This window comes from Actinomadura meyerae, from assembly GCF_900188445.1.
GTDB classification, from domain to species: Bacteria; Actinomycetota; Actinomycetes; order Streptosporangiales; family Streptosporangiaceae; genus Spirillospora; species Spirillospora meyerae.
Window position 1 is genome coordinate 21912 of sequence record NZ_FZOR01000049.1, and the last position, 15803, is coordinate 37714.

General features: G+C 72.8%; 14 protein-coding genes. 8 read left to right on the forward strand and 6 right to left on the reverse strand.

The window, feature by feature from the left end:
* Window positions 1–10 precede the first annotated feature (10 nt).
* Window positions 11–787: an SDR family oxidoreductase gene (locus CHF16_RS34125; protein ID WP_089330305.1), complete on the forward strand. Its 777-nt coding sequence runs from the start codon at window positions 11–13 to the stop codon at window positions 785–787.
* Between the two features lie 140 nt (window positions 788–927).
* On the opposite strand, the gene CHF16_RS34130 is transcribed toward CHF16_RS34125, so the two are convergent.
* Window positions 928–1848 carry an SDR family NAD(P)-dependent oxidoreductase gene (locus CHF16_RS34130; RefSeq protein ID WP_089330306.1) on the reverse strand — a complete coding sequence of 307 codons (921 nt, stop codon included), beginning with the start codon at window positions 1846–1848 and terminating at the stop codon, window positions 928–930.
* Window positions 1849–2043: 195 nt separating this feature from the next.
* On the opposite strand from CHF16_RS34130, the gene CHF16_RS34135 reads away from it, so the two are divergent.
* The 5 genes from CHF16_RS34135 to CHF16_RS40620 all read left to right on the forward strand — a co-directional run bounded on the left by CHF16_RS34135 (window position 2044) and on the right by CHF16_RS40620 (window position 7904).
* The gene (locus tag CHF16_RS34135) at window positions 2044–3642 is read left to right on the forward strand and encodes an acyl-CoA synthetase (protein ID WP_089330307.1); all 1599 of its coding nucleotides are present in this window, start codon (window positions 2044–2046) and stop codon (window positions 3640–3642) included.
* 114 nt (window positions 3643–3756) lie between these two features.
* Window positions 3757–4917 (forward strand): steroid 3-ketoacyl-CoA thiolase, encoded by a 1161-nt coding sequence (locus tag CHF16_RS34140; RefSeq protein ID WP_089330308.1) that lies wholly within the window; start codon window positions 3757–3759, stop codon window positions 4915–4917.
* Window positions 4918–4921: 4 nt separating this feature from the next.
* Window positions 4922–7102, forward strand: coding sequence for an acyl-CoA dehydrogenase family protein (locus CHF16_RS34145; RefSeq protein ID WP_089330309.1), 2181 nt, complete (start codon window positions 4922–4924; stop codon window positions 7100–7102).
* Window positions 7099–7710, forward strand: coding sequence for a PaaI family thioesterase (locus tag CHF16_RS34150; protein WP_089330310.1), 612 nt, complete (start codon window positions 7099–7101; stop codon window positions 7708–7710). Before CHF16_RS34145 ends, CHF16_RS34150 begins: the two co-directional genes overlap by 4 nt.
* Window positions 7711–7736: 26 nt before the next feature.
* A complete protein-coding gene (locus CHF16_RS40620) occupies window positions 7737–7904 on the forward strand; it encodes a hypothetical protein (protein WP_179271836.1) in 168 nt (55 codons plus the stop codon).
* Window positions 7905–7926: 22 nt separating this feature from the next.
* Here the strand turns inward: CHF16_RS40620 and CHF16_RS34155 are convergent, their stop codons facing one another.
* The 3 genes from CHF16_RS34155 to CHF16_RS34165 form a co-directional block, all read right to left on the reverse strand.
* Entirely contained in the window at window positions 7927–8850 is a 924-nt protein-coding gene (locus CHF16_RS34155) for an RNA polymerase sigma-70 factor (protein ID WP_089330311.1), read from the reverse strand.
* The gene (locus CHF16_RS34160; protein ID WP_089330312.1) at window positions 8844–9668 is read right to left on the reverse strand and encodes an SDR family NAD(P)-dependent oxidoreductase; all 825 of its coding nucleotides are present in this window, start codon (window positions 9666–9668) and stop codon (window positions 8844–8846) included. Before CHF16_RS34160 ends, CHF16_RS34155 begins: the two co-directional genes overlap by 7 nt.
* Before the next feature lie 121 nt (window positions 9669–9789).
* Entirely contained in the window at window positions 9790–11268 is a 1479-nt protein-coding gene (locus CHF16_RS34165) for an aldehyde dehydrogenase family protein (protein WP_089330313.1), read from the reverse strand.
* Between the two features lie 213 nt (window positions 11269–11481).
* Between CHF16_RS34165 and CHF16_RS34170 the strand changes: the two genes are divergently transcribed.
* Window positions 11482–12279, forward strand: coding sequence for an SDR family oxidoreductase (locus CHF16_RS34170; RefSeq protein WP_089330314.1), 798 nt, complete (start codon window positions 11482–11484; stop codon window positions 12277–12279).
* A gap of 69 nt (window positions 12280–12348) precedes the next feature.
* On the opposite strand, the gene CHF16_RS34175 is transcribed toward CHF16_RS34170, so the two are convergent.
* The gene (locus CHF16_RS34175; protein ID WP_089330315.1) at window positions 12349–12849 is read right to left on the reverse strand and encodes a DUF4240 domain-containing protein; all 501 of its coding nucleotides are present in this window, start codon (window positions 12847–12849) and stop codon (window positions 12349–12351) included.
* Between the two features lie 97 nt (window positions 12850–12946).
* On the reverse strand, window positions 12947–14548 hold the full coding sequence (gene casG, locus CHF16_RS34180) for a steroid-24-oyl-CoA synthetase (RefSeq protein ID WP_089330316.1): 1602 nt from the start codon (window positions 14546–14548) through the stop codon (window positions 12947–12949).
* Between the two features lie 246 nt (window positions 14549–14794).
* Here casG and CHF16_RS34185 point away from each other — a divergent pair, with 246 nt between their 5' ends.
* The gene (locus CHF16_RS34185; RefSeq protein WP_089330317.1) at window positions 14795–15556 is read left to right on the forward strand and encodes an SDR family NAD(P)-dependent oxidoreductase; all 762 of its coding nucleotides are present in this window, start codon (window positions 14795–14797) and stop codon (window positions 15554–15556) included.
* Window positions 15557–15803: the final 247 nt, after the last annotated feature.

Consider the following 15803-nt stretch of genomic DNA (forward strand, 5'->3'; position numbering starts at 1 on the left):
AGACAGAGACATGGCACGCACCATCGCCGTCAGCGGTTCGGCGTCCGGCATCGGCGAGTCCCTCGCCGGGATGCTCCGGGACGCCGGCGAGAACGTCATCGGCATCGACCTGCACGACGCCGACGTCCGCGCGGACCTCAGCGTCCCCGAGGGCCGGGCGAGCGCGGTCGAGCAGACGCTGGAGAAGGCCGGCGGGCGGCTCGACGCCGTCGTGGCCTGCGCGGGCGTCTCCGACTTCACGATCATGCCGGTGAAGGTCAACTTCTTCGGCGTCGTCGGGCTGCTGGAGGGCCTGCGCCCCGCGCTCGCCGCGGCCGAGGCGCCGCGCGCCGCCGTGGTCGGCTCGATCTCCGGTACCCACCCGGTGGACGACGACGTCGTCCGCCTCGCCCTGGAGGGCGACGAGCCCGGCGCGATCGCGGCGGCGACCAAGGTGGAGGAGGGCGGCTTCGGCGGCCTGCTCTACCCGTCGTCGAAGTCGGCGCTCGCGCAGTGGCTGCGCCGGGTCTGCACCACCCCCGAGTGGGCGGGCGCGGGCATCCCGCTGAACGCGATCGCGCCCGGCGTGGTGAAGACCCCGATGAGCGCCCCGCTGTTCGAGGACGAGGGCATGTTCCAGATCATGAAGGAAGCCGTGCCGATGCCGCTCAACGGCTTCGCCGGCCCCGAGGTGATCGCGTCGGCCCTGGCCTGGCTGATCTCCCCGGCCAACACCCACATGACCGGCCAGGTCATCTACGTCGACGGCGGCGCCGAGGCGACCCTGCGCGAGGCCGACCGCTTCTGAGCCCTGCCGGCCTTCTGTACCCCTGCCGGCCTTCTGTACCCCTGCCGGGTCCGGTGCGCCGGGCCCGGCCCGCCTCCGCGGGCACCGGAGTCCGCCCCGTCGCGCCTCAGGGCGGACTCCGGTGGGTCGGAGCGGCGGGATCAGTACTTGCTGGTCCCGGTGTTGTCGAGCGCGGCGACGCTGTAGGCGGCGTAGGTCCGCTGCGGGTCGCGGCCGTCGAAGTACGGCGTGACCTGCGCGCCGAACTCCTCGACGGAGAACACGCCCTCGGCGGCGGTGAACTTGTGCTCCACGGTCGGCGCGGCCATCAGCGCGACCATGTCGCCGTACACCACGAACACCTGGCCGGTGATCTTCTCGGACGCGGGGGAGGCCAGGTAGCCGACGAACGTGCCGACCCGCTCGGGCGCCATCGCGTCCAGCCCGCCGGGCGCGGTGCCCTCGGCGAACGTCGCCTCCGTCATCGCCGTCCGGGCGCGGGGGCAGATCGCGTTGGCGCGCACCCCGTACCGGCCGAGCCCGGCGGACGTCGACAGCGTCAGCGCGACGATGCCGGCCTTGGCGGCGGAGTAGTTCGGCTGGCCCGCCGACCCGAACAGGAACGCCTCCGACGCGGTGTTGATCACGCGTCCGTAGACGGGGCCGCCGGCGGCCTTGCTCGCCGCGCGCCAGTGCACGGCGGCGGCGCGGGACACCGACGCGTGCCCCTTCAGGTGGACGTGGATGACGTCGTCCCAGTCCGACTCGGACAGGTTGAACAGCATCTTGTCGCGCAGCACGCCCGCGTTGTTGACCACGACGTCCAGCGAGCCGAACGTGTCGACGGCCGCCGACACCAGCGTGTCGCCCAGCGACCAGTCGCCGACGTCGCCCTTCACCGCGAGGGCTTCGCCGCCCGCCGCCTTGATCTCGGCGACGACGTCGTCCGCCGCCGGGCCCATGTCGTTGACGACGACGTTGGCGCCCTGCGCGGCCAGCGCGAGTGCCTCGGCGCGGCCCAGCCCGGCGCCCGCGCCGGTGACGATGGCGGTGCGGCCCGCCAGGGAGAGGTCAGCGTTCATCGAAGCCTCCGGGTCGGTGTTCGGTTGGGGGCGGTGTTCGGTTGCCGGACCGGAGGCTAGTACGAATTCTACTTCTACCCGGGTTGCCGTCCCGCTGAGCGGGTAATGCAGGTGGTGTCATCGGCGCGACCTGCCGTATCCGCTGAGTGGGACTGTCGTTGCCTCCCAATGAGAACGAATTCTAGTGTGCCGCGCATGACGCTGAACCTGGCGACCCTGTTCGAGGCCGTGGCGGCCGCCGTCCCGGACCGCCTCGCCCTCGTCTGCGGCGACCGCAGGCTGACCTTCGCCGAGCTGGACGCACGCGCCGACGCCGCGGGCCGCCGGCTGCGCGCCGCGGGCATCGCGCCGGGCGAGCACGTGGGCCTGCACATGCTGAACGGCACCGAGTACGTCGAGGTGCTGCTCGGCTGCCTGAAGGCCCGCGCCGTGCCGATCAACATCAACTACCGGTACACCGACCGGGAGCTGCACTACCTCTACACCAACGCCGAGCTGACCGGCCTCGTCGTGGACGACGCCTTCGCGCCCGCGGCGGCCCGCGTCGCCGGCGACTGCCCGCTGCTGCGCGCCGTCTCCATCGTCCGGACGGGCGACACGGCAGAAAAGCCCGAGTGGCCGGCGCGGATCGGTGTCGAGGACTACTCCGCCGAGCCGGGCGAGCCCGACCCGTCCCTGCGCGAGGGCCGCAGCGCCGACGACCACTACGTCCTCTACACGGGCGGCACGACCGGGGACCCCAAGGGCGTCGTCTGGCGGCATGAGGACTTCTACTTCGCCGCGCTCAAGGGAGGGAACCCCTACGGCGAGCCGCGCCGCACCGCCGAGGAGCTCGCCGAGGCCGCGAAGGGCGGCTTCGAGCTCAGCTTCCTGCTGACGATGCCGCTCATGCACGGCGCCGCGTCCTACACGCTGCTCATGGCGCTGCTGACCGGCTGCCGGACGATCCTCATGCGGCGCTTCGACCCGATCGAGGCGCTCCGCACGATCGACCGCGAGCAGCCCATGATCGTCGCGGTGGTCGGGGACGCGATCGCGCGGCCGCTCGCCGACGCGATCCGCGCGCACGGCGCCGACTACGACCTCTCGTCGGTGAAGGTGCTCGGCTCGGGCGGCGCGATCCTGTCCCGCAGCGTCCAGGACGAGTTCGGCGAGCTGATCCCCGGCATCCACATCAACAACGGCTTCGGCGCGTCCGAGTCGGGCGTGGACGGCAACATCAGCGTCGGCGACGACGGCCTGATGCGCCTCGCCGCCGACCCCCGCGTCACCGTCGTGGACGCCGCCCTGCGCCCCGTCGCGCCCGGTTCGGACGAGGTCGGCTACGTCGCCCGCTCCGGCCACGTCCCGCTCGGCTATTACAACGACCCGGAGAAGACCGCGAAGACGTTCCCCGTGATCGACGGGAAGCGCTGGTCGATCCTGGGCGACATGGCCCGCCTGGAGGAGGACGGCACGGTCGTCGTCCTCGGCCGCGGGTCCGGCTGCATCAACACCGGCGGCGAGAAGGTCTTCCCCGAAGAGGTCGAGCAGGCGCTCAAGGCGCACCCCGCCGTGATGGACGCCCTCGTCGCCGGAGTCCCCGACGACCGCTTCGGCGAGCGCGTCGCCGCCGTGGTCGAGCTGCGCGAGGGCGCGTCCGCCACCGCCGAGGACCTGCGCGCCCACTGCCGCGGGCACCTCGCCGGCTACAAGATCCCCGCCGTGGTCACGTTCACCGACGCGGTCGTCCGCTCGCCGAGCGGGAAGGCCGACTACCGCTGGGCCAAGCGCGTCCTCACCGCGGCCCACTGACTCCCACGGCCCACTGACTCCCGGGCCCACTGACTCCCGGGCCCATTGACCCCCGGGCCCACTGGCCCCGGCCCGCCCCAGATCCGCCCGCTTCGCACCCAAGGAGATACCCCCATGCCCGAGGCCGTCATCGTCGATGCCGTCCGGACGCCGGTCGGCAAGCGCCACGGCGCCCTGTCCGGGCTGCATCCCGCGCAGCTGCTCGGGGCGGCGCAGCGCGGGCTGCTCGACCGCGCCGGCGTCGACGCCGCCACGGTCGGGCAGGTCGTCGGCGGATGCGTCACCCAGGCCGGGGAGCAGTCCAACAACGTCACCCGCAACGCCTGGCTGTACGCGGGCCTGCCCTACACGACGGCGTGCACGACCATCGACTGCGCGTGCGGCTCGTCCCAGCAGGCCGTGCACCTGGTCGCGGCGCTGATCGAGGCCGGGACGATCCACACCGGCATCGGCTGCGGCGTCGAGGCGATGAGCCGCGTGTTCCTCGGCCAGGCGCTGACCCCGGAGACCGGCAGCCCCGCCCCCGAGGGCTGGGACATCGACTACCCGGACCAGTTCACCGCCGCCGAGCGCATCGCGCGCAGGCGCGGCATCACCCGCGAGGACGCCGACGCGCTCGGCCTCGCCTCGCAGGCCAAGGCGAAGGCGGCCTGGGCGGACGACCGGTTCGCCGGGCAGATCCTCCCGGTCGAGGCGCCCGTCATGACCAAGGAGGGCCCGACCGGTGAGACCGCCGTGGTCACCCGCGACCAGGGGCTCCGCGACACGACCGCGGAGGCGCTCGCCGGGCTGAAGCCGGTGCTGCCGGACGGCATCCACACCGCGGGCAACTCGTCGCAGATCAGCGACGGCGCCGCGGCCGTGCTGCTGATGTCCGCCGACCGGGCCGCCGAGCTGGGCCTGCGCCCCCGCGCCCGGATCATCGCGTCCGGCATGGTCGGGTCCGACCCGTACTACCACTTGGACGGGCCCATCGAGTCGACCCGGCACGTGCTGGAGCGGGCGGGCATGAAGCTGTCCGACATCGACCTCGTCGAGATCAACGAGGCGTTCGCGTCGGTCGTCCTGTCCTGGGCGTCGGTGCTCGACGCGGACATGGACAGGGTCAACGTCAACGGCGGCGCCATCGCGCTCGGCCACGCGGTCGGCTCGACCGGCGCCCGCCTCATCACGCAGGCCGTGAACGAGCTGGAGCGGTCCGACGCGTCGACCGCCCTCGTCACGATGTGCGCGGGCGGCGCGCACTCCACGGCCACGATCATCGAACGGATCTGAGCAGATGACCATCGGGCTGACCGAGGAGCACCGCGACCTGCGCGACGCCGTGCGGGCCTTCACCTCCCGGCAGGTGACCCAGGTCGTGGTCCGCGCCAGTGTGGACGCCGACCGCGAGAAGGCGCCGGAGTTCTGGGCCGACCTCGCCGCGCAGGGCCTGCTCGGCCTCCACCTCCCGGAGGACGCGGGCGGCGCGGGCTACGGCATCGTCGAACTGGCGGTGGTCCTGGAGGAACTGGGGCGCGCCATGACGCCGGGCCCGTTCCTGCCGACCGTCCTGTCGAGCGCCGTCCTGCACCGCGCCGGCCACACCGACCACCTGCCGTCGCTGGCCGACGGCACGAAGACCGCCGCCCTGGGCCTGGACTCCGGAACCCTCAAGCTGACCCGCACGGCCTCCGGCGCCACCCTCACCGGCACGTCGGGCCCCATCATGGGCGCGGCCCTGGCGGACGTACTGATCGTCCCGGCGAAGGACGACGGCAGGACGACCTGGGCGGTCCTGGCCGGCACCACGGCCACCGTCGAGGAGCACCCGAGCCACGACCTGACCCGCCGCCTGGCCTCCATCGAGGTCGCCGACGCTCCGGTCACCGTCCTCGACATCGACGAGCAGGCCGTCCGCGACCTGGCGGCGGTGCTGTTCGCGGCCGAGGCGTCCGGGCTGGCGGACTGGGCGACGGCGACGGCCGCCGACTACGCCAAGGTCCGCGAGCAGTTCGGCCGCCCCATCGGCCAGTTCCAGGGCGTCAAGCACCGCTGCGCCCGGATGCTCGCGCGCGCCGAGCAGGCCCGTGCCTGCGCCTGGGACGCGGCCCGCGCCCAGGAGCCGGGCACCGACGCGGCCGAGGCGTCCCTGGCGGCCGCGGTGGCGGGAGCGACCAGCGTCGAGGCGGCGTTCCAGACCGCCAAGGACTGCATCCAGACCCTCGGTGGCATCGGGTTCACCTGGGAGCACGACGCGAGCCTCTACCTGCGCCGCACGCAGACGCTCCGCGTCCTGCTCGGTTCCACGGCCTCCTGGCGGCGCCGCGTCGCCCGGCTGACCCTCGGCGGCGTCCGCCGCGAGCTGAGCGTGGAGCTCCCGCCGGAGGCCGAGGAGATCCGCACCGGGATCCGCGCCGAGCTCGAACCCGCCAAGGTTCTCACCGGCAAGGAGCGCACCGCCTACCTGGCCGACCGCGGCTACACGTCCCCGCACCTCCCCGTCCCGTGGGGCAAGGGCGCGGACGCCGTCACCCAGCTCGTCATCGCCGAGGAGATGCGCGCCGCGGGCCTGCGCGCCCACGACATGATCATCGGCAACTGGGTGGTGCCGACGCTGATCGCGCACGGCTCGCCGGCACAGCACGAGCGGTTCCTGCCCGGCTCGCTGCGCGGCGACATCCGCTGGTGCCAGCTGTTCTCCGAGCCCGGCGCGGGCTCCGACCTCGCGGCCCTGTCGACCCGCGCGGAGAAGGTCGAGGGCGGCTGGACGATCACCGGCCAGAAGGTGTGGACGTCCATGGCCCGCGAGGCGGACTGGGGCATCCTGCTCGCCCGGACGGACCCGTCCGTCCCGAAGCACAAGGGCCTGTCGTACTTCCTGCTGGACATGAGGTCCCCGGGGATCGACATCCGCCCGCTTCGCGAGCTGACCGGCGACACCCTGTTCAACGAAGTGTTCCTCGACGGCGTCTTCATCCCCGACGACCTCCTGGTCGCCGAGCCCGGCGACGGCTGGCGGCTCGCCCGCACCACCCTCGCCAACGAGCGCGTGTCGCTGTCGAACGACTCGTCCCTCGGCAGCGGCGGCGAGGCCCTGCTCGACCTCGCCGAGGGCCTCAAGCTGGCCGACGGCGCCGACGACGAGCGGCTGACGACCCTCGGCGGGATCCTCTGCGACGCCCAGTCCAGCAGCCTGTTCGGCCTGCGCACCACGCTGCGGACCCTCGCGGGCGGACAGCCGGGCGCCGAGTCGAGCATCGGCAAGCTGATCGGCGTCGAGCACATTCAGCAGGTGTGGGAGACCGCCGTGGACTGGATCGGCCCGGAGGCGCTCACCGGCCGCGGCTCGGGAGGCATGGGCGACCCGACGTGGATGTTCCTGAACTCCCGCAACATGTCGATCGCGGGCGGCACCACCGACGTCCAGCTCAACATCATCGGCGAGCGCATCCTCGGCCTGCCCAGGGACGCCGCATGACGATCGACCTCCCGTCGGGCACCCGCCCCGCCGGAGTGGACGCGGCCGTCGAGGCGGCCCGCCGCGTCATCGACGCCCTGGTCCGCTCCGGCGACATGACGGACGCCGACATGGCGTCCGTCACCGGCCGCCTGAACGCCGTCGCCGACGACCTGGAGGCGACGGCCCCGCCCCTGCGCGACCGCCTGGTGGACATGTGGCGCGGCGACGGCATGACCCGCCACGACCCGGTCACCGGCTCGGAGAACCCGATCGCCCCGCCCGTCGCCTACGGCGCCGTCGACTCCAGCACCATCGAAGGCACGGTCACGCTGGGCCTGCCCTACCAGGGGCCGCCGTCCAGCGTCCACGGCGGAGTGTCCGCGCTCCTGCTCGACCACACCCTGGGCGTGGCGAACGGCTGGGCGGGGGAGTCGGGCGTGACGGCGGAACTGACCCTCCGCTACCACCACCTGACCCCGCTCTTCGAGCCCCTGACGGTCACCGCCCGCCAGACCTCGGTCGACGGCCGCAAGATCCGCACCACCGGCGAGATCGCGGCGGGCGGCCGGACCTGCGTCTCCGCGGAGGGACTCTTCATCGCCAAACACCCACCGCGCCCCCGATGACCGGCATCTCCGGGCATGATGGACAGATGAGCGATCACGAGCGGTCCGGGACCCCCGAAGGCCGCTGGAGCGCGCTGCCGCCGCGCGTCCAGCTGGAGGACACGGTGCCGGGCCACGAGGTCCCCCCCACCCCCCAGGCGATAGCGGAGTCGAGGCCCACGCCGATCGACGAGGCGACCCGCTACCCGATCTAGGCGACCGCCACCGATCTGGCGGTCACCCGGTCCGGTGGTCCGGCCGGTTGGCCGCGCGGAGGGCGCTCCACGCGTCCGCGACCGGGCCGACGTGCCGGAGCTTGTCCGGGTTGTTGACGGTGCGGATCGCCTGGATCCGCCCGTCGAGGACGTCGAGCGCCCACGTGGCGAGCACCTTGCCGTCCCGGTCGCGGACGATCGCGCCCGGCTGCCCGTTCACCTCCCGCTGTTCGAGCACGGCACCGGCACGCGCGAACCGCGAGACGGACCAGGCGAGCGCGTGCGCCACCTTCTCCAGGCCGATGATCCGGCTGCCGAGCTGCGGGGCCTTCCCTCCGGCGTCGCCGACCATCTGGACGTCGGCGGCCAGCAGCTCCCGGAGCCCGTCGACGTCCCCTTCCCGGAACGCGTCCAGGAACCGCGCGGCGAGTTCGGTGCGCTCGGTCCGGTCCGCGGTGAACCGGGCGCGGCCCGCGTCCATGTGGCGGCGCGCCCGGACGGCGAGCTGGCGGCAGGCGGCCTCGGAGCGTCCGACGGCCGACGCGACCTCGTCGAAGCCGAACCCGAACACGTCCCGCAGCACGAAGACCGCGCGTTCGAGCGGGCTGAGCCGTTCCAGCAGCAGCAGCGCCGCCATCGACAGCGAGTCGGCCAGTTCCGCCGAGCGCTCCGGGTCCTGGTACGGGTCGGTCAGCAGCGGCTCGGGGAACCACGGCCCCGCGTACTCCTCCCGGCGCAGCCGCGCCGAGCGGAGCACGTCGATCGAGATCCTGGTGACGACCGCCGAGAGGAACGACTTGAGGGACGCCGGCGGGGTCGGGGAGGCCGTGTAGCGCAGCCAGGTCTCCTGGACGGCGTCCTCGGCCTCGCTGACACTGCCCAGGATCCGGTAGGCGATCGAGAAGAGCAGCGGCCGCAGCTCCTCGAAGGACTCGTCCCTCACCAGGCCACCGGACCCTCTTCGGCGAAGAAGCCGGCGGTCGGGCCGTCCGCGTCCAGCGTGGCCAGGCGCACCACGGTCGCGGCGCCCTGCGCGACGCTGAGGAACCCGGTGTGGTTGTTGCTGTCGGTGTCGACGAACCCGGGCGCGACGGCGTTGACGAGGATGCCGTCCTTCCGCAGCTCGTTGGCGTAGTGCACGGTCAGCGCGTTGAGCGCCGTCTTGGACGGGGAGTACGCCGCCGACGGCAGCAGCGCCGCGAAGGGGCCGTCCGGGTCGCTGAGCAGGGTGAGCGACGCGGCATGGCTGCTGACGTTCACGACGCGCGGCGCGGGTGAGCGGCGCAGCAGCGGCAGCATCGCGTTCGTCACCGCGATCACCCCGAACACGTTCGTCTCGAACACCGCCCTGACCATGTCCAATTCGACCGTACTCGGCACCTGGTCGGTGGCGTCCTGCGGGGAGACCTGGCCGGACCCGGTGATCCCGGCGTTGTTGACCAGCACGTCGAGCCGGCCGAAACGCTGCCCGATCACGCTCGCGGCCGCCTCGATCGCGGCCGCGTCGGTGACGTCCAGCGCGACCGCGTGCACATCGCCGCCCGCCTCGCGCAGCGCGGCGGCGGCCTCCTCGCCGCGACGCGCGTCCCTGGCCCCGACGAAGACCGTCATGCCCAGCGAGGCGAGGTGTTCGGCGACCCCGCGCCCGATCCCCTTGTTGGCCCCGGTCACCAGCGCGACCCGGCCGTCCCCCTCGACCTGCTGGACCTGCTCATCCCGCTCGACCCGCTGGACCTGCTCGCCTCGCTCGACCTGCTCGTTCATGTCGTCTCGCTCCCAACGCGCTTCCGGTGAATCCGCTGTCGAGACCCGAGACGAGACAGCCGCGCCCCCTGTGACACGCCGAGCGAAAATCGAGCGAGCCGGACTCAGTACTGGAAAGGACTCAGTACTGGAAGTCGCGGGGCCGCTGCTGGAGGCTGACCCAGTGGTGGGTGGTGAACTCCTCCACGACCCAGTCGCCGCCGAACCGCCCCAGCCCGGACGCCTTCTCGCCGCCGAACGCGACATGGACGTCGTCGTTCACGGTCGTGTCGTTGATGTGGGTCATCCCCGCCTGAACCCGGAGCGCGAAGTCCAGCGCCCGGTCCCGGTCGCCGGAGTAGACGCCGCTCGACAGCCCGTACTCGGTGTCGTTCGCCAGGCGGAGGGCGTGCTCCTCGTCGTCGGCCTTGATGATGGTGGCGACCGGCCCGAAGACCTCCTCCGCCGCGGTCGCCACCGTGTTGTCGCCGAGGAGCACCTGCGGCGGGAGCACCTGCCCCGTGGGGCCGCCCGGGTCACCGCCCAGCAGGAGTTCCGCGCCGTCCTCGACGGCCCGCGACACCTTGTCGCGGATCGAGTCGAGCTGCTTGGCGTTGATGACCGGCCCGAGCTGCGTCGCGTCGTCGCGCGGGTCGCCGTAGCGCAGCGACGCCGCGGCGGAGACGAACCGGTCGACGAAGGCGTCGTGGACGGCGGCGTCCACGATGACGCGGTTGGTCGCCATGCACACCTGCCCCATGTGGAAGTAGCTCCCGTACAGGGCGCCCGCCACGGCCTGGTCGAGGTCGGCGTCGTCCAGCACCACCAGGGGGCCGTTGCCGCCCAGTTCGAGCGCGAGCCGCTTCAGCCCGGCCTTCGCGGCGATGCCCCGCCCGACCGGCGTGGACCCGGTGAAGGACACCACACGCGGGACGTCGTGCTCCACGATCGCGTCGCCGATGTCGCGGCCCCTGCCGATGAGCACGCTCAGCAGGCCCGGCGGCAGCCCCGCCTCCTCGTAGACCTTGGCGAGGAACAGTCCGCCGGTGACCGGGGTGTCGCCCGCGGGCTTCAGCACGACCGCGTTGCCCAGCGCCAGCGCGGGCGCCACGGAGCGGTTCGACAGCTGGACGGGGAAGTTCCACGGGCTGATCACCGCCACCACGCCCGCCGCCTGCCGGTAGACGCGGTTCTCCTTGCCGGGGATGTCCGAGCCGGTGCCCATGAAGGTGTTGATCCGGTCGGCCTGCTCGGCGGCCTTCTCCGTGACGGCCCGCACCAGCGCCAGTTCCATCCCGGCCCGGCCCCGCGTCGCCCCGGCCTCGCGTTGCAGCCATTCGACCAGCTCGCCCTCCCGGTCGGCGAGGATGCGCGCCGCGTTCGCCATCACCTCCGCGCGCTCGGCGGCGGGCCGCGCCGCCCAGGCCGGTTGCGCGTCGCGTGCCGCCCGGTACGCCTCGTCGAGGTCATCGGCACCGGCCAGGGGGATCTCCACCAGGACGTCCCCGGTGTAGGGGTCGGTGTCCTGGAGGGTGCCGCCCGCCCGGCCCGCCCGCCACTCGCCCGCGATGGGCATCCGGTCGAACCCCGTGTAGACGTCGAGCATCGTTCCGCCCGCCATGATGGACCTCCTCGCATGCGATCGCGCTCTGCCGGCCCGGCGCCGCCCTCACCCGGCCCGCCTGTCCGATTGCCCTTGCCCGGACGGGCCCGTCCACACCGCGCACCCGGCAAAAATCAGGCCCGCACCCAGTCGAAATCATCGCGATGTCACATATCGAGCGGCTGTGCCGTCTGCACGGGTGAACTGATCAAAAGCTCGGTTGGAGGAATCATGAGCGCACCCATCCTGGTCACCGGCGGAACGGGGACGGTCGGACGGCAGGTCGTCCCGCTGCTGCGGGCCGCCGGCGCGGATCTTCGGGTGTTCAGCCGGAAGCGGCACGAACCCGCGGACGGCATCGAGTACGTGACCGGCGACCTGTTCAAGGACGAGGGGATCGACGCCGCCCTCGACGGGATCGAGACCCTCGTGCACCTCGCGGGCGGTCAGAAGGGCGACGAGGTCGTGGCCCGGAACCTCATGCGGGCCGCGGCGATGGCGGAGGTGGAGCACGTGGTGCTGATCTCGGTCATCGGCGCCGACCGCGTCCCGCTCTCCTGGATGAAGTCGCAGGTGGAGACGGAGCAGGCCGTCGTCGACTCGGGCGTCCCGTACACGATCCTGCGCGCCGCCCAGTTCCACGACCTGGTGCTGAAGATGGTGGAGGGCATGGCCAAGCTGCCGGTCGTCCCCAACCCGGGCGGGCTGCGCTTCCAGCCGGTCGACGCGAGGGACGTCGCCGCACGGCTCGCCGAGCTGGCGCTCGGTACCCCGGCCGGCCGCGTCCCCGACCTTGCAGGCCCCAAGGTGTACGGGATGGGAGAGCTCGTCCGCGGATACCTGGAGGCGCGCGGCAAGCGGCGCCTGATGCTGCCCGTCCGCATCCCGGGGAAGGCCGGGCGAGCCTACCGCGCCGGGGACGACCTCTCCCTGGAGGGCGCCGACCGGGGCACCCGCACCTGGGAGGACTTCCTGGACGAGCGCCTGGGCAACACGGACAAGGCCCTCACCGGCACCCGAGCGGGCTGAGCGCGCCCAGCGAGACGGCACCGGTGCGCGACCGGCGGGCCCCGTCAGTGGGCCCGCCAGTGGGGCCCGTCAGTCGGGCCAGCCCGCCGCGTTCGTGCAGGACTCGCGGGAGATGCCCGACCCCGTGTCCGGGTAGTCGCCGAAGCGCTCCTTGTGCACCCCGGCGAACAGGTAGCACATCCGCTCGCACCAGGCGTCCTCGATGGCGAGGCGCGGGTCGGCGGCCACCGCGGTGTAGAACTCGCGGCCGAGCGCGACGATGAAGCCCCGCGCGTACAGGAAGCCGTCGTCGGACCCTTCCGTGACCTCGTGGACGTCGTAGCGGTCGATGTCGTGGAGCAGGCGCTCCACCACCCGGTCGAGGCCGGTCAGCTCCGCCGGGCCGAGGTCGCGGGCGAGCGAGCGGAGGTTGTCGATGAACCCGTCGAGGGCCTCGGCGACCGCCGTGAACTCGGGCATCTCGTAGCCGTCCGTGCCGGGGTCGCGGGTGGCGAGCACCGTGCGCGCCGCACCGGTGCCGAGCGGCGCCCACGCCGCCTCGACCAGATCCCAGAACCGCTGCTCGTCCACGGTCTCCTCCTCCTGCCGGTGGCACGCACCCAACCAGCCGCCCCCGACAGAACGACCGGCGCCGCCCCCGACACAGAACCGGCAGGAAGAGGAATGCTCAGGAGATCTGCTCTTCGACCTGCTTGCGGAGGACCTTCCCGGTCGCGTTGCGGGGCAGCGGCTCGGAGGTGATGTGCCAGCGGGACGGGACCTTGAAGTAGGCGAGCCGCTCCTTCGCGAACGCCGTCAGCTCGTCGGCCGTGGGCGGGGTGCCGCCGGACACGACGACCGCGGCGACCTCCTGGCCGAGGTCGGGGTGCGGGACGCCGATGACGATGCACTCCGAGACGCCCGGGTACTCGGCGAGGACGTTCTCGATCTCGATCGGGTAGACGTTCTCGCCACCGCGGATGATCAGGTCGGAGCGGCGGGTGGTGAGCCGCAGCCGCCCGTTCTCGATCGTGCCGAAGTCGCCGGTGCGCAGCCAGCGGTCCTCGTCGATGGCGGCGGCGGTGGCCTCCGGGTCCCGCCAGTAGCCGATCATGTTGAAGGCGCTGCGGGCGCAGACCTCGCCCTCGGTGCCGTCCGGGACGGGCTTGCCCTCGGCGTCGCGGATCTCCAGCTGGACGCCGACGTTGGGGGCGCCGAGCGTGCCCGGCGCCTCCGCGAGGTCCATCGGGGTGGCGACGGAGATGGCGGTGCACGACTCCGTCAGCCCGTAGCTGTCGACGAGGGCGCCGCGCGCGGGCGGGAACACGGCCTGGAGCCGCTCCTTGAACGCGGGCGACGACGGCGCCGAGGCCAGCGCGAACGCGGTCAGCGACGACAGGTCGTACTTCGACAGGTCGCCGTGCTCCATCATCCGGTGCGCCATCGTCGGGACGGCGCCCCAGTTCGTGACCTTCTCCTTCTCGACGAGGCCGAGCACCTTGTCCACGTCGAAGCCGCCCATGTGCATGACCACGGCGGTGCCGGTGGCGAGCCGCGGGACGGCCAGGTTGTGCAGGGACGCGATGTGGAACAGCGGCAGCGCGAGCAGGTAGCGGCGGTCCGAGGGGTCGATGCCGAACATGCTCATGACGGCGTCGTTGTAGCGGTGGTACTCGATCACCGAGGTCAGGTTGCGGTGCGAGTGGACGGCGCCCTTCGGCCGGCCCGAGGTGCCGCTCGTGTAGAGGATGACCGCCGGGTCGTCCTCGGCGACCTCGGGGACGTCCAGCTCGGCGCCGGGGTAGCGGCCCATCAGCGACGGGACGTCCTTCTCGATCGTCAGCACGTCCTCGGAGATCAGCGCGGCCCGCTTCTCGTCGGCGATCACGATCTTCGGGTCGGTGTGGCCGAGCGCGTACGCGATCTCGGCGGGCGCCCACCAGGCGTTGTAGCCGACGGCGACGGCGCCGGCGGCGATCGCCGCCCAGAACGACACGATCCACTCGGGGGAGTTGGCGGCGTTGATCGCGATGCGGTCGCCGGGGCGGACGCCGAGGTCGTCGCGCAGCGCCTTCGCCATGGACGCGACGGCGGCGGCGTGCTCGGCGAAGGACATCCGGCGGGACGCGGTGACAATGTAGTCGCGATCGCCGTGGGCCGCCGAGCGGGCGAGCACCTCGCCGAGGCTGCGGGCGCGGCGGGCGAACACGGGCAGCCGGGTGCCGAGCACCTCCTCCTCGCGCAGCTCGAACTCGCCGCCGGGACCGGTCAGCTTCGCGATGCCGTCCATCGAACCCCCTCCTCCTCGCCGGGATGGCCATTGTGGGCTGCGGCACACCGGCTCCACCAGGGCATTCCGCTCAGCGGGACGGTCACGGACCGTTCCAGGTCGAACTCATTCCCGCTCAGCGGGACTGGGGCTATTACGTGCGCCGCGTCACATCACCATGACCGCACCAGGACTGAGCAGACCGGACTGACCGGGCACGACCCGGGACCGGGCTGGGCGCGCAAGCAGGACTGAGCGGGAGAAACGATGGGAAGCCTCAGCGACAGGGTCGCGATCGTGACCGGAGCGGGACAGGGCGTCGGCCAGGGCATCGCCCTCGCGCTGGCGTCGGAGGGCGCGGCGGTCGCCGTGCTCGGCCGGACCGGAGCCAAGCTGGACGCGACCTGCGGGCTGATCCGGGAACGCGGCGCGAAGGCCGAGCCCTTCGTGTGCGACGTCGCGGACACCGAGGCGATCCCGGGGGTGGTGGACCAGGTCGTCGCGGCCTTCGGCGGCGTCGACATCCTGGTCAACAACGCCTACTCCGGGTCCTACGGCCCGCTGCTGGAGATGAGCGACGCGAAGTTCCAGAAGGGGTTCGTTACCGGCCCGTTCGCGGCGTTCGCGTTCATGAAGGCGTGCCACCCGCACATGAAGGCGCGCGGCGGCGGCAGCATCGTCAATCTGGTCACGTCGGCGATGGTCCGCTGGGACCCGGCGACGTACGGCGCCTATGCGGCGGCCAAGCAGGCGCTCCGCTCGCTGACCCGGACGGCCGCGGCCGAGTGGGGGCCGGACGGCATCCGCGCCAACAACATCGCCCCGCACGCCCTGTCGCCGGGGCTGAAGTGGTGGGCCGAGAACAACCCCGAGGCGGCCGAGGAGTTCCGCAGGACGATCCCGCTCGGCTACATCGGCGACTGCGAGGACGACATCGGCAAGGCGGTGGTCGCGCTCGTCCAGCCGGCGATGCGCTACCTGACCGGCGCGACCATCCCCCTGGACGGCGGCCAGGCCAACTTCGGCTGATCCAGGACCGCCCGGAACCGTCCGGAGACGTCCCACCCGCCGCGTCCCGCGCGGGTGAGCGCACGGACTCAACACCGGCAACACAGCGCCGGCAGACAGCAACACCGGCAGACAACACCACCGGCAGACAGCAACACCGGCGACTCCCTCCGGTGCCCGGCATGCCGCCGCGCGGCGGTGCCGCCGGGCCGGAGCCCCCTACCCGAGAACCACGTCCCCCGCCTGCCCGAAACACCACTAGCCGCAC